Raw genomic sequence first — 13395 nt, forward strand, 5'->3', positions numbered from 1 at the left:
TCGACGGTAGGGGCGAGATGATCAGCGGGACAGATCGCTCTGCGGATGCGCCCCCTTCCGCTCCCCCGGTTCACTCCGAGCGCCTGCACGGACGGGTGAACGAAGTGGGGCGGCTGGATACACCCTAGGGGTGGGGGAACCGAGGGGGGACCGTGGAGCGGCGGCAGTGGAGGTACCCCGTGGTCGCCGCTCCACGGGCGGACGGTCCCCGTGTGCCGTCAGGCGAAGACGGCCAGGCTCCTGGCCTTGCCCCGCTGCTCCTCGACGAGGGCGAGGAAGCGGCCCTCCGGATCGAAGACGGCGACGGGCCCGGAGCCCGCGTACTCCTCGGGCATGTCCAGCCGCACGCCGTTGGTGAGCAGCCGGGCGCGCCGGGCGTCGACGTCCCAGCGCCGGAACGCGGCAGCGGCGGCCTCGGCAACCGGCATCACGGTCAGCTCCTGCTGGAGCTGGTCGAGGGTGCGGGCCGCGTCCAGCTTGTAGGGGCCCACGCGGGTGCGGCGCAGGGCGGTGAGATGCCCGCCGACACCGAGGTCGGCGCCCAGGTCACGGGCCAGCGCCCGGATGTACGTGCCGGAGGAGCAGACGACCGAGACGACCAGGTCGAGCACGGCCGTACCGTCCTCGGCGACGGCTTCCCGGACGTCGTGGACGCCGAAGGAGGAGACCGTGACTTGCCGGGCCGGGATGTCGAACTCCTCGCCCTCCCTGGCCCGCTTGTAGGACCGCACGCCGTTGATCTTGATGGCGCTGACCTTGGACGGCACCTGCATGATGGCGCCGGTCAGCTTGGCGACGCCGGCGTCGATGGCGTCGCGGGTGACCCCGGAGGCGTCCGTGGCCGAGGTGATCTCCCCCTCGGCGTCGTCGGTGAGGGTGTTCTGCCCGAGCCGGATCGTGCCCAGGTACTCCTTCTCGGTCAGCGCGAGGTGGCCGAGGAGCTTGGTGGCCTTCTCGACGCCGAGGACGAGGACGCCCGTCGCCATCGGGTCGAGGGTGCCGGCGTGCCCGACGCGTCGCGTCCTGGCGATGCCGCGCATCTTGGCGACGACGTCGTGGGAAGTGAAGCCCGACGGCTTGTCGACGATGACGAGGCCGTCGGGCGTGGTGTGCTTCTGGGTCATTCGGCGGTGTCGTCCGTCTCGTCGTCCTCGTCCGGCTTGCGGTACGGGTCGGCGTCGCCGGCGTAATTCGCGCCCGCGGACGCCTCCCGCACCTTCTCGTCGGACTGGCGCGCCTTGTCGAGGAGGTCCTCGATGTTCCGGGCGGTGTCCGGGAGGGCGTCCATGACGAAGGTCAGGGTCGGCGTGAACTTCACGCCGGCGGCCCGGCCGACCTCGGAGCGCAGGATGCCCTTGGCGCTCTCCAGGCCGGCCGCGGCCGCGTTCCGCTCCTCTTCGTCCCCGTACACCGTGTAGAAGACGGTCGCCTCCCGCAGATCGCCCGTGACCCGGGTGTCCGTGATGGTGACGTGGGTGCCGAGCCGCGGGTCCTTGATCCCGCGCAGCAGCTTCTGGGCCACCACTTCCCGGATGAGGTCCGCCAGCCTCTTGGCCCGCGCGTTGTCGGCCACTGGTCCGTCTCCCGTTCTTTCCTGTCTGGGTCGTTCTTGGGTCGTCAGTCGTCTTCGCCGTGGAAGCGCCGCCTGACGGACAGCAGCTCCACTTCGGGGCGGGCGGCGACCAGCCGTTCACACCGGTCGAGTACCTCGCTCAGGTGCCCCGCGTCGCCGGACACCAGCGCGAGGCCGATGACGGCCCTGCGGTGGAGGTCCATGTGATCCACCTCGGCCGCGCTCACCGCGTACTTGCGCTGGAGCTCGGCGACGATGGGGCGGACGACGGAGCGCTTCTCCTTCAGCGACCGTACGTCGCCGAGGAGCAGGTCGAAGGACAGCGTCCCCACGTACATGTGTGTATCCGGATGACCCGCCGGTACGGGATCGATGGCCCTGCGGTCGGGGCAGGGACATCAAGAACGGTACCGCGTACCTGCCGGTGGCTCGACGGGGTTTTCCCTTGCCCACCCACCCGCCCGACACGGTTGGCCGATGAGGTACAGCTCCCGGGGCTCCGCCCCGGACCCCGGCGGGGACTGCGTCCCCTGCACCCCTTCAACGGCCAGCCGGCCGACGGGGCAGGAGCCCCGTCGGCCGGTCTGGGAACCGTGGGTCACACCCGCGGCTTCTCGCGCATCTCGTACGTCGCGATGACGTCGTCGACCTTGATGTCGTTGAAGTTGCCGAGGTTGATACCGCCCTCGAACCCTTCGCGGATCTCGGTGACGTCGTCCTTGAAGCGACGCAGGCCCTCGATGTTGAGGTTCTCCGCGACCACCTTGCCGTCGCGGATGAGGCGGGCCTTGGTGTTGCGCCTGACCTCGCCGGAGCGGATGAGAACACCCGCGATGTTGCCCAGCTTGGACGACTTGAAGACCTCGCGGATCTCCGCCGTACCGAGCTCGACCTCTTCGTACTCCGGCTTGAGCATGCCCTTGAGGGCCGCCTCGATCTCCTCGATCGCCTGGTAGATGACCGAGTAGTAGCGGACGTCCACGCCCTCGCGCTCGGCCATCTGCTGCGCACGCCCGGCGGCGCGCACGTTGAAGCCGATCACGATGGCGTCCGAGCCCATCGCCAGGTCGATGTCGGACTCCGTGACCGCACCGACGCCGCGGTGCAGGACGCGGATGTCGACCTCCTCGCCGACGTCCAGCTGGAGCAGGGAGGACTCGAGTGCCTCGACGGAACCAGAAGCGTCACCCTTGATGATCAGGTTCAGCTGCTGGACCTCGCCGGCCTTCAGCACCTTGTCCAGGTCCTCCAGCGACACACGACGCGTGCGCTTGGCGAAGGCCGCGTTGCGCTCGCGAGCGGCACGCTTCTCCGCGATCTGACGGGCCGTACGGTCCTCGTCGACCACCAGGAAGTTGTCGCCCGCACCCGGGACGTTGGTCAGGCCCAGGACCTGCACCGGCGTCGACGGACCCGCCTCGGTGACGAGGTTGCCGTTGTCGTCGTGCATCGCCCGGACTCGGCCGTACGCGTCGCCGACCACCATGGTGTCGCCGACCCGCAGCGTGCCGCGCTGGACGAGGACCGTCGACACGGCACCACGGCCGCGGTCGAGACGGGACTCGATCGCGATGCCCTGCGCGTCCTGGTTCGGGTTGGCCCGCAGGTCGAGCGAGGCGTCGGCCGTGAGGACCACGGCCTCCAGCAGGGAGTCGATGTGCAGACCCTGCTTGGCGGAGATGTCGACGAACATCGTGTCGCCGCCGTACTCCTCGGCCACCAGGCCGTACTCGGTCAGCTGACCGCGCACCTTGGTCGGGTCCGCGCCCTCGACGTCGATCTTGTTGACCGCGACGACGATCGGGACGTCGGCCGCCTTGGCGTGGTTGAGCGCCTCGACCGTCTGCGGCATGACGCCGTCGTTGGCCGCGACGACCAGGATCGCGATGTCCGTCGACCTCGCACCACGGGCACGCATGGCGGTGAACGCCTCGTGACCCGGGGTGTCGATGAAGGTGATCTTGCGCTCTTCGTCGTTGACCTCGGTCGCGACCTGGTAGGCACCGATGTGCTGGGTGATGCCGCCGGCCTCGCCCGCGATGACGTTCGTCTTGCGGATGGCGTCGAGGAGCCGGGTCTTACCGTGGTCGACGTGACCCATGACGGTGACGACCGGCGGGCGGACCATCAGGTCCTCCTCGTCGCCCTCGTCCTCGCCGAACTCGATGTCGAAGGACTCCAGGAGCTCGCGGTCCTCCTCCTCCGGGCTGACGATCTGAACCGTGTAGTTCATCTCGTCGGCGAGGAGCTGGAGCGTCTCGTCGGAGACGGACTGCGTGGCCGTGACCATCTCGCCGAGGTTCATCATGACCGCGACGAGCGACGCCGGGTTGGCGTTGATCTTCTCCGCGAAGTCGGTGAGCGAGGCACCGCGCGACAGGCGAACGGTCTCGCCGTTGCCGCGAGGCAGCATCACACCGCCGACCGACGGGGCCTGCATGGCCTCGTACTCCTGACGGCGCTGCCGCTTCGACTTGCGGCCACGACGCGCGGGACCGCCGGGACGGCCGAAGGCGCCCTGCGTGCCACCACGGCCACCGGGGCCGCCGGGACGACCGCCGAAGCCGGGACGGCCACCGCCGCCGCCACCCGGACGGCCTGCGAAACCGCCGCCACCGCCACCGGGACCGCCGGGACGGCCGGCGAAACCGCCGCCACCGCCACCGGGACGACCGGCGAAGCCGCCGCCGCCCGGACGACCGCCACCGCCACCGGGGCGACCGCCGCCGCCGGGACCGCGGCCGCCAGGACCGCCGCCACCGGGACGCGGGCCGGCAGCGGGACGCTGCGGCATCATGCCGGGGTTCGGACGCGGACCGGCGGAACCGCCGCCGGGACGCGGACCGCCGCCCTGCGGACGCGGCATCGAGCCCGGAGTCGGGCGGTTGCCGCCCGGAGCCTGCGGACGCGGACCGCCGCCCTGGGCGCCGGGCGCCTGCGGACGGGGACCGCCGCCGGGGCCGCCGGGGCCCGGACGGGAACCCTGCGGACGGGGCGCCTGCGGGCGCGCCATACCGGTGGAGCCACCCGAGGTGAAGGGGTTGTTACCCGGACGCGGACCGGCCGGACGGGAACCCTGACGCGGAGCCGGGGCACCGGGACGCGAGCCCTGACCGCCGGGACGCTGGCCCTGGCCGCCCTGGCCCTGGCCGGGACCGCCGGAAGGGCGACCGCCGGGCTTGGGGGCGCCGGGACGCGCGCCGGGCTTGGGGCCGGCCGGAGCGGACGGAGCCGCGGGCGGCGCCGTGAACTCGGGCGCGGCCGGGGCCGGACGCGGCGCGGGCTTGGGGCCCGGCGTCGGACGCGGGCCGGGGGACGGCGCCGGGGACGACGGGGCCGACGGCTGCTGGGCGGCCGGAGGCTTGGGCGCGGCCGGCGGCTTCGGGGCAGCCGGACGGGCCGCCTGCGCCGGAGAGGGCGCGCCGGGACGGGGGGCGGCCTTCTTGGGGGCCGCGGGCTTCGCGGCGGACTTGCCGTTGCCGCCGCCCTGCTGGAATGCGTCAGTCAGCTTGCGTACAACGGGCGCTTCGATGGTCGAAGACGCCGAACGGACGAATTCACCGAGCTCCTGGAGCTTGGCCATGACGACCTTGCTCTCGACACCGAACTCCTTGGCGAGTTCGTAGACCCGGACCTTAGCCACTTCGCTCCTTTGAGGTCCGGGTGAAGCCGGACCGTCGCTAGTTCATGGGCGTACTCATCGCGTACTCATCGAGTGCTCATCGCAATCTCGACCTGCTTTCGACTCGCGAGGTACCTACACCGCACGGGGTTCCGTGCGGCACGTCTTACCGTGTTGCCTGATCGGCAACTGTTGTCTGCTCGACGTACCGGCGCAACGCCTTTGTGTCGGGCGCTCCCGGGGCGCGCAGTGCCCTCGTGAACGCCCGGCGGCGAACCGCCTGGTCAAGACAGACCGGTGTGGGATGCACATACGCACCCCGGCCGGGCAGCGTACCGCGTGGATCAGGGGCGCATGCGCCGTCGATCAACACGATCCGCAACAGATCGGCCTTGGCCACCCGCTCCCGACACCCCACACAGGTGCGTTCAGGGCATGCTCGGGTGCGCGTCCGGCCAGACACCGTTAAGTCTACCTCCCCGTAGGCGCCTCACCCCTTTGGGGCAGGATTCGAACAGTTGCCGCGCCCGAACCTGTCGTGATCTGAACGACCCGCGGCTTGGATCTATTCCCCGGTCCGGTCCGCGGCCGGTTCCGTGTCCGGCCGGATGTCGATCCGCCAGCCGGTCAGCCGGGCCGCGAGGCGGGCGTTCTGCCCTTCCTTGCCGATGGCCAGGGACAGCTGGTAGTCGGGCACGGTCACCCGGGCCGACCGGGTCGCCATGTCCACGATCTCCACCTTGGAGACCCGGGCCGGGGACAGCGCGTTCGCCACCATCTCGGCCGGGTCCTCCGACCAGTCGACGATGTCGATCTTCTCGCCGTTCAGCTCGCCCATCACGTTGCGCACGCGGCCGCCCATGGGGCCGATGCAGGCGCCCTTGGCGTTCAGGCCGGACCGGGTGGACCGTACGGCGATCTTCGTGCGGTGACCGGCCTCACGGGCGATCGCAGAGATCTCCACGGACCCGTCGGCGATCTCCGGCACCTCCAGGGCGAAGAGCTTCTTCACCAGATTGGGATGCGTCCGGGACAGCGTCACGGACGGGCCGCGGACGCCCTTGGCCACCCGGACGACATAACTGCGCAGCCGCATGCCGTGCGGGTAGGTCTCGCCCGGCACCTGCTCCTGCACCGGCAGGATGGCCTCGAGCTTGCCGATGTCGACCAGCACGTTCTTCGGGTCGCGGCCCTGCTGGACCACACCGGTGACGATGTCGCCCTCGCGGCCGGCGTACTCACCGAGTGTCGCGTCGTCCTCGGCGTCGCGCAGGCGCTGCAGGATGACCTGCTTGGCCGTGGTGGCGGCGATCCGGCCGAAACCGGTGGGGGTGTCGTCGAACTCGCGGGGCTCCTGGCCCTCCTCGAGGTCGTCGGGGTCCTCCTTCGCCCACACGGTCACATGGCCGGTCTCCCGGTTGAGCTCCACGCGCGCGTGGCGGCGGCTTCCCTCGGTGCGGTGGTAGGCGATGAGGAGGGCCGATTCGATCGCCTCGACCAGCAGGTCGAAGGAGATCTCCTTCTCCCGAACCAAGCCCCGCAGGGCACTCATGTCGATGTCCACGGCTACGCCTCCTCTTCCTTCTTGTTGTCCTTGCGGCTGAACTCGACCTGGACACGCGCCCGGACGATGTCGTCGAAGGCGAGTCTGCGCGCGGTGGCCTTGCGGCCCTTCACCCCGGGCACCTCGGTGTCGATTCCCTCGTCGTCGACCTTGAGGATCCTGGCGACCAGCTCGCCGCCCTCGGCCAGCTGGAACTTCACCAGCCGGTCCGTGGCGCGGACGTAGTGCCGGTGCTGCGTGAGGAGGCGCTCCGCGCCCGGGGTGCCGACCTCGAGGGTGTACTCCCCGTCGCCCATCGCGTCCGTCTCGTCGAGCTTCGCCGAGAGCGCGCGGCTCACATCGGCGATCTGGTCCAGGTCGGCGCCCGTGTCCGAGTCGACGACGACGCGCAGCACACGCTTGCGTCCGACGGAGTCCACTTCGATCTCTTCGAGATCCAGGCCCTGGGATGTGACGAGCGGTTCCAGCAGTTCTCGCAGCCTCTCGCTCTGGGTGGTGCTCATCCGGGTGACTCCTCGGCCGCGTGTGCTGTTGTGGGATGGGTCGCGTGTCTGGTCAAAGGGTATCCGGTCGCGGGGTGTGTTGCCGTCCACCCGGTGACGAACGGTGCCGCTGAGTGGTCCGGGGCGGGGGCCCGGGTACCGTGATCACGGGCGTTCAGCCCTTTGGAGTCGCTTCTTTCCCGCACGAGCCCCGAGGACGTCTGACGTGCCGTTCCCCTCATCTCCGCGCACCCGCTACGGGCCGCGCAGAAGGACTCTGCTCGCCGTCGGCCCGACGGCCCTCGCCCTGGCGGGCTGCACCGCCGGGGGCGAGGGTCCGGATGTCCCGGAGGACGGCCCGTCGGCGGCCGAGCGCCGGGCACGCGCGCGGGCGGCGCGGGACAGCGAGGAGCTGGCGGAGCGGTACGCCGCGGTGATCGCCGCCCGCCCGGGGCTCGCGGAGCGGCTGCGGCCGCTGCGGGAGGCGGCCGTACGGCATGCGCAGGCCTTCGGAGGGGGCCCGGGCCGGCAGCCGTCCCGCTCTCCCTCCTCCCCTTCCGCTTCCGCCTCGGCCGCCACCGTGCCGGGCGACGACAAGGAGACTCTCGCCGCCCTCGCCTCCGCGGAGCGGGAGCTCGCCGACCGGCGGGCCAAGGCGCTGCTCGACGTGCCGGGCGAGCTGGCGCGGCTGCTGGCCTCGGTGGCGGCGGCCGGGGCGGCGCACGTGTATCTGCTGACGGAGGGTGGCGCGTGAGCGAGGCGAAGGACCGGGAGCTGCGGGCCCTCCAGGCGGCGCTGGCGGCCGAGCACGCGGCGGTGTACGGGTACGGCGTGGTCGGCGGGCGGATCGGCGACGGGCGGCGCGTCGACGCACGGATGGCGTACGACGCGCACCGGGCGCGCCGGGACGCGCTGGTACGCGAGGTGAAGGACCTGGGGGGCAGGCCCGTGGCGGCGGCCGCCGGGTACGCGCTGCCGTTCCCGGTGCCGGACGCGGCGGCGGCCGTGCGGCTCGCCGCCGAGCTGGAGGACCGGGTGGCCGGGGTGTACTCGGACCTGGTGCGCGCGGCGGGCGGTGCGCGGCGGGCCCTGGCCGCCGAGGCGCTGCGCGAGGCGGCGGTGCGGGCGGTGCGCTGGCGCGGCGAGAGCGTAGCCTTCCCTGGGCTCGCCGAGCGGGCCGGCACGGCCCCGCCCCTGGCGGCGCCGACCGCGTGACCCGCCCAGGGCACGCACCGCGGACAGCACGAAGGGAACGACTCGCGCATGGTTTTCGAACCGCCGAAGCGTCTGGTCAGGGCGCTCGGTGAGACGGCACCGGACGGTGACGACTGGCTGGAGAAGCTGCCCGAGGCGGCGCAGCAGGCCGTCGCGCTACGCGAGTTGACCGTGGAGCGGGTGCAGGTGCCCGGGGGGCGCAGCAGCCTGGTCGTGCTGGTGCGGACGGCCGACGGAACGCCCGCCGTGCTGAAGCTGGCGCCGGGCCGGGCTCGCCCTGAGGCGGAGCGGGCCGCGCTCGCGCACTGGGGCGGACGGGGTGCCGTACAGCTGCTCGACCCCCGTACCCCCGAGGGGGTGCTGCTGCTGGAGCGGCTGCATCCGGACGTGTCGGTGCGGTCGCTGCCGGAGGCGAAGGCGCTGCTGGAGGCGGCGGGGACGCTGCGGCGGCTGTGGGTCGAGCCGCCTGACGGCTTCCCCTTCGAGACCGTCGCCGAGCGCACCGGGCGGCAGGCCGAGGCGATGCGGGCCCGGGCGCAGGCGGATCCCGAGGTGGCCCCGCTGGTCGGCCTGGCGCTCGCCGCGCGCGAGGAGTTGCTGGCCGCGCCGCCCGAACACCGGTTGCTGCACGGCACGTTCCGGCAGAGCAAGGTGCTCTCCGCGGAGCGGATGCCGTGGCTGGCCGTGGGCCCCGACCCGGTGGTCGGCGAGTGCGCGTTCGATCTGGCGCGGCTGGTCCGCGACCGGGTGGAGGACCTGATCGCCCAGCCGTCCGGTGCGGCGACGACCCGGCGGCGGGTGAAGCGGCTGGCCGAGTCCCTGGACGTGGACCAGGAGCGGCTCCGCGGCTGGACGTTGTTCCGGGCCGTGGAGTCCGGTGTGCGGGCGGGACGCGTGGGACGGCCCCGGGACGCGGAGCTGCTGCTGGAGTTCGCGGGCTGGCTGTGAGCGCCCCGGGCGGCCGGGGCGCTCACGCCGCCACGGGCCCTACGCGGTGAGGCGGGCGACGGCCTCCTCGACCGTGAGCTCCTCGCGCTCGCCGGTGCGGCGGTCCTTCAGTTCCACCACGCCGTCGCCCGCGCGCCGCCCGGCCACCAGGATCTGCGGTACGCCGATCAGCTCGGAGTCGGTGAACTTGACGCCCGGGGAGACGCCGGGGCGGTCGTCGACCAGGACCCGGACACCGGCGGCGGCCAGCTTCTGGGAGATGTCGAGGGCCAGTTCGGTCTGGAGGGCCTTGCCGGCGGCGACCACGTGGACGTCGGCCGGGGCGACCTCCTTGGGCCAGCACAGGCCCTTGTCGTCGGCGCTCTGCTCGGCGAGGGCGGCGACCGCGCGGGAGACGCCGATGCCGTAGGAGCCCATGGTGACGCGGACCGGCTTGCCGTTCTGGCCGAGGACGTCGAGCTTGAGGGCGTCGGCGTACTTGCGGCCCAGCTGGAAGATGTGGCCGATCTCGATGGCCCGGTCGAGGACGAGGCCCGTGCCGCACTTCGGGCAGGGGTCGCCCTCCTGCACGACCACGACGTCGACGTAACGGTCGACCTCGAAGTCGCGGCCCGCGACGACGTTCTTCGTGTGCGTGCCGGCCTTGTTGGCACCGGTGATCCAGGCCGTGCCGGGGGCCACGCGCGGGTCTGCGATGTACGTGACCTTGTCCAGGCCCTGCGGTCCGACGTAGCCGCGGACCAGGTCGGGACGGGCCGCGAAGTCCGTCTCGGTGACCAGCTCGACGACGGCCGGGGCGAAGTGCGCCTCGACCTTGTCCAGGTCGACCTCACGGTCACCGGGGACACCGACGGCGACGATCTCGCCGTCGACCTTGACGAGGAGGTTCTTCAGCGTGGCCGAGGCCGGGACGCCGAGGGAGGCGGCGAGGGTCTCGATGGTCGGGGTGTCGGGGGTCGGGATGTCCTCGGCGGCCGGGACGTCCGTGGCGTCGACGGGCTTCAGCTCGTACGTGATCGCCTCGGTGTTGGCGGCGAAGTCGCAGTTCGGGCAGTCGGCGAAGGTGTCCTCGCCGGCCTCGGCCGGGGCGAGGAACTCCTCGGACTTGGAGCCGCCCATCGCGCCGGCGGTGGCGGCGCAGATGCGGTAGTCGAGGCCGAGGCGCGCGAAGATCTTCTGGTAGGCCTCGCGGTGCAGGGCGTACGACTTGGCGAGGCCCTCGTCCTCGGTGTCGAAGGAGTAGGAGTCCTTCATCAGGAACTCGCGGCCGCGCAGGATGCCGGCGCGGGGGCGGGCCTCGTCGCGGTACTTGTTCTGGATCTGGTAGAGGATGACCGGCAGGTCCTTGTAGGAGGACGCCTGGTCCTTCACCAGGAGGGTGAAGATCTCCTCGTGGGTGGGGCCGAGGAGGTAGTCGCCGCCCTTGCGGTCCTGGAGGCGGAACAGCTCCGGGCCGTACTCGTCCCAGCGGCCGGTGGCGTCGTAGGGCTCGCGCGGCAGGATGGCGGGGAGCAGGACCTCCTGGGCGCCGATGGCGTCCATCTCCTCGCGGACGATGCGCTCCACGTTGGCCAGGACCCGCTTGCCGAGCGGCAGCCAGCTCCAGATTCCGGCGGCGGTGCGGCGCACGTACCCGGCGCGGACGAGGAGCTTGTGGCTGAGGACCTCGGCGTCCGCCGGGTCGTCGCGCAACGTCTTCGCCATCAACTGGGACATGCGCTGGACCGGTACGTTCGCCATGGTTCTGCTCCTGCTGCTGGGGGTCCCCCCGCTCGGGCGAGGCCGAGAGTGGGGGAGGGTGATGGCAGGAGGTTATCCGGGGGGCACCGGGCGTTGGAAATCGGTTAGCGGTGGCGGAGCGGGAGCGGAGCGCCCATCACCGCGTACGGCTTCGGGGCGCTCGGGAAGAGGACCTGGCGGGCGAGGTCCCGGTAGCCGAGGGAGCGGTAGAGCGCGCGGGCGGGGCTCTCGGTGTCGATCGCGGAGAGGATCGAGCGGGGTTCGGCGGCGCCGTCGGTGATCGTGGTGATCAGGGAGCGCCCGATGCCCCGGTTCTGGTAGGCCGGGTGGACGTGCAGCTCGGTGATCACGAAGGCGTCGTCGAGCCAGTGGTCGTGGTGGTTCGCCCTGAGGTACGGCTCCACGACCGTGGACCACCAGTGGGCGCGGTCGTTGGGCATGCCGTAGACGAAGCCGACGAGGGTGCCGCCGGCTGTCGCGCCGAGGGCGCGGGCGCCCGGGTAGGTCATGTGGCGCAGGACGATCTGGCGGCGGACTGCGACTTCGTCGGGGCCCAGCCCGAATGCCACCGCTTGGACTTCCAGGGCCTCGTCGACGTGGCCGGAGAGGTCGAGGGGGCCGATCACCAGGTCCATGGCGGGGAGCCTACAGGGGGGTCTGCGTCGTCAGAACAGCACGCTCATGAAGGCGCCGACCTCTTGGAAGCCCACCCTCTGGTACGTCCTGCGGGCCGCCGTGTTGAAGTCGTTGACGTAGAGGCTGACGACCGGGGCGACGTCGGCCAGGGCGTAGCGCAGGACCGCTGCCATGCCGGGGGCCGCCAAGCCGGTCCCCCGGTACTCGGGGGCCACCCACACGCCCTGGATCTGGCAGGCGCGGTCGGTCGCGGCGCCGATCTCGGCCTTGAAGACGACCTTGCCGTCCGCGTCGAAGCGGGCGAAGGCCCGGCCGGATCCGACGAGTTCGGCGACACGGGCCTGGTAGAGGAGACCGCCGTCACCGGCCAGCGGGGAGACGCCGACCTCCTCGGTGAACATCGCCACGCACGCCGGCATGATCTTCTCCATCTCGTCCTTGCGGACGCGACGGACGTAGGGGTCCGGGGCGATGCCGTCCGGCAGGCGGTCGGTGACCATGAGCGGCTGGTGGCGGCGGACGTCGCGGGCCGGGCCCCAGTGGGGCTCCAGCAGCCGCCACAGGTCGGCGGTGGAGCCGGCCGGACCGACGATGGAGGAGCAGCGGCGGCCGGCCCGGCGGGCGCGGTCGGCGAAGGCGCGGACGGCGCGCGGGGTGGCGCAGATCGGGACGAGGTTGGCGCCCGCGTAGCACAGGGACGTCAGCATGCCGTCCTCGTACCAGCCCCACATCTCTCCGCCGAGCCGCCACGGGTCGAGGCCGGCGATCTGCACCCGGGACGTCACGAAGGCGTTCGCGACCGGCTCGCGGTCGAGTATGGCGAGCGCGGCGTCCAGGTCGCTCGGTTCGAGGACCCGTGAGGTGGTCTGCGTCAACACGTGCGGGGCCTCACACACTGGGGTCGGCTGATCCACGCACTGTACCTGGCGGAGCTGGGGAGTGCCGCCCGCGTGCGTGCAGTGACCAGCGGGACGCACGCGGGCCCGGTGTCATCGGCCGTCGGCTCCCGGTCCGAGGGCGGCGTACCAGTGACAGAGGACAGGGAGATGTCGCATTTGGGACCGGGAGGGCACGGTGAGAGGAAGCCGGGAGGGGCACAGTGGCCGCACCCGGTCCGCCCTCGCACCGGGGGGAGCAGCGCGGCCGGGAGCCGGCGTGCGGTCCTCCCGGCCGGATCGGTCGCCGGGCGGTCAGCCCGCTACCGCCACCGACGGCTCGCCGGAGGTGACGCCGTCCTTCTCCATCTGCTCGGCCAGCTTCATGGCCTCCTCGATGAGGGTTTCCACGATCTTGGACTCGGGGACGGTCTTGATGACCTCGCCCTTGACGAAGATCTGGCCCTTGCCGTTGCCGGAGGCGACGCCGAGGTCGGCCTCGCGGGCCTCGCCGGGGCCGTTGACGACGCAGCCCATGACGGCGACGCGGAGCGGAACCTCCATGCCGGTGAGGCCGGCCGTGACCTCTTCGGCCAGCTTGTAGACGTCGACCTGGGCGCGGCCGCAGGACGGGCAGGAGACGATCTCCAGGCCGCGCTCCTTGAGGCCCAGCGACTCCAGGATCTGGAGGCCGACCTTCACTTCCTCGGCCGGGGGCGCGCTCAGCGAGACGCGGATCG

The 13395-nt window shown here is 72.1% G+C and carries 13 protein-coding genes and 2 pseudogenes; 3 read left to right on the forward strand and 12 right to left on the reverse strand.

The window, feature by feature from the left end; all coding sequences use genetic code 11:
* Positions 1-218: 218 nt before the first annotated feature.
* The 7 genes from truB to rimP all read right to left on the reverse strand — a co-directional run bounded on the left by truB (position 219) and on the right by rimP (position 7262).
* The gene (gene truB / locus GTY47_RS32815; protein WP_010042754.1) at positions 219-1124 is read right to left on the reverse strand and encodes a tRNA pseudouridine(55) synthase TruB; all 906 of its coding nucleotides are present in this window, start codon (positions 1122-1124) and stop codon (positions 219-221) included.
* On the reverse strand, positions 1121-1573 hold the full coding sequence (gene rbfA / locus GTY47_RS32820; RefSeq protein ID WP_010042757.1) for a 30S ribosome-binding factor RbfA: 453 nt from the start codon (positions 1571-1573) through the stop codon (positions 1121-1123). Before rbfA ends, truB begins: the two co-directional genes overlap by 4 nt.
* 44 nt (positions 1574-1617) lie before the next feature.
* The gene (locus GTY47_RS32825; protein WP_010042759.1) at positions 1618-1911 is read right to left on the reverse strand and encodes a DUF503 domain-containing protein; all 294 of its coding nucleotides are present in this window, start codon (positions 1909-1911) and stop codon (positions 1618-1620) included.
* A 260-nt stretch (positions 1912-2171) separates the two neighbouring features.
* Complete coding sequence (gene infB / locus GTY47_RS41975; protein ID WP_078602892.1) at positions 2172-5216, reverse strand: translation initiation factor IF-2; 3045 nt, start codon at positions 5214-5216, stop codon at positions 2172-2174.
* Between the two features lie 145 nt (positions 5217-5361).
* Positions 5362-5658 carry a YlxR family protein gene (locus tag GTY47_RS32835; RefSeq protein WP_078602893.1) on the reverse strand — a complete coding sequence of 99 codons (297 nt, stop codon included), beginning with the start codon at positions 5656-5658 and terminating at the stop codon, positions 5362-5364.
* Positions 5659-5760: 102 nt separating this feature from the next.
* A complete protein-coding gene (gene nusA / locus GTY47_RS32840; RefSeq protein WP_010042763.1) occupies positions 5761-6759 on the reverse strand; it encodes a transcription termination factor NusA in 999 nt (332 codons plus the stop codon).
* 2 nt (positions 6760-6761) lie between these two features.
* A complete protein-coding gene (gene rimP / locus GTY47_RS32845) occupies positions 6762-7262 on the reverse strand; it encodes a ribosome maturation factor RimP (RefSeq protein WP_010042765.1) in 501 nt (166 codons plus the stop codon).
* Between the two features lie 205 nt (positions 7263-7467).
* On the opposite strand from rimP, the gene GTY47_RS32850 reads away from it, so the two are divergent.
* From GTY47_RS32850 to GTY47_RS32860, 3 genes are read left to right on the forward strand one after another with little or no spacing between them, the layout of a single operon-like run.
* Positions 7468-7995: a hypothetical protein gene (locus GTY47_RS32850; protein WP_010042767.1), complete on the forward strand. Its 528-nt coding sequence runs from the start codon at positions 7468-7470 to the stop codon at positions 7993-7995.
* Positions 7992-8456: a ferritin-like domain-containing protein gene (locus GTY47_RS32855; RefSeq protein WP_010042769.1), complete on the forward strand. Its 465-nt coding sequence runs from the start codon at positions 7992-7994 to the stop codon at positions 8454-8456. Before GTY47_RS32850 ends, GTY47_RS32855 begins: the two co-directional genes overlap by 4 nt.
* A 48-nt stretch (positions 8457-8504) precedes the next feature.
* Complete coding sequence (locus tag GTY47_RS32860; protein ID WP_010042771.1) at positions 8505-9404, forward strand: aminoglycoside phosphotransferase family protein; 900 nt, start codon at positions 8505-8507, stop codon at positions 9402-9404.
* 39 nt (positions 9405-9443) lie between these two features.
* On the opposite strand, the gene GTY47_RS32865 is transcribed toward GTY47_RS32860, so the two are convergent.
* From GTY47_RS32865 to GTY47_RS32880, 5 genes and pseudogenes are all read right to left on the reverse strand, one after another.
* A complete protein-coding gene (locus tag GTY47_RS32865) occupies positions 9444-11144 on the reverse strand; it encodes a proline--tRNA ligase (protein ID WP_010042773.1) in 1701 nt (566 codons plus the stop codon).
* Between the two features lie 72 nt (positions 11145-11216).
* Positions 11217-11384, reverse strand: a pseudogene (locus GTY47_RS41980) (TerD family protein); the annotation flags it as partial.
* Positions 11378-11779 (reverse strand): annotated as a pseudogene (locus GTY47_RS32870) (GNAT family N-acetyltransferase); the annotation flags it as partial. The pseudogenes GTY47_RS41980 and GTY47_RS32870, both read right to left, overlap by 7 nt.
* 30 nt (positions 11780-11809) lie before the next feature.
* The gene (locus GTY47_RS32875) at positions 11810-12658 is read right to left on the reverse strand and encodes a GNAT family N-acetyltransferase (protein ID WP_010042778.1); all 849 of its coding nucleotides are present in this window, start codon (positions 12656-12658) and stop codon (positions 11810-11812) included.
* A 312-nt stretch (positions 12659-12970) separates the two neighbouring features.
* The coding region (locus GTY47_RS32880; RefSeq protein WP_010042780.1) for a flavodoxin-dependent (E)-4-hydroxy-3-methylbut-2-enyl-diphosphate synthase at positions 12971-13395 on the reverse strand (425 nt) is incomplete at its 5' end.

This window comes from Streptomyces sp. SID5464 (assembly GCF_009862985.1).
In the GTDB taxonomy this organism is placed as follows: Bacteria; Actinomycetota; Actinomycetes; order Streptomycetales; family Streptomycetaceae; genus Streptomyces; species Streptomyces chartreusis_D.

Coding starts and splice junctions, on each gene's coding strand:
- truB (WP_010042754.1), bottom strand. CDS start 1,124: ATGACCCAGAAGCACACCACGCCCGACGGCCTCGTCATCGTCGACAAG.
- rimP (WP_010042765.1), bottom strand. CDS start 7,262: ATGAGCACCACCCAGAGCGAGAGGCTGCGAGAACTGCTGGAACCGCTC.
- GTY47_RS32825 (WP_010042759.1), bottom strand. CDS start 1,911: ATGTACGTGGGGACGCTGTCCTTCGACCTGCTCCTCGGCGACGTACGG.
- GTY47_RS32865 (WP_010042773.1), bottom strand. CDS start 11,144: ATGGCGAACGTACCGGTCCAGCGCATGTCCCAGTTGATGGCGAAGACG.
- GTY47_RS32860 (WP_010042771.1), top strand. CDS start 8,505: ATGGTTTTCGAACCGCCGAAGCGTCTGGTCAGGGCGCTCGGTGAGACG.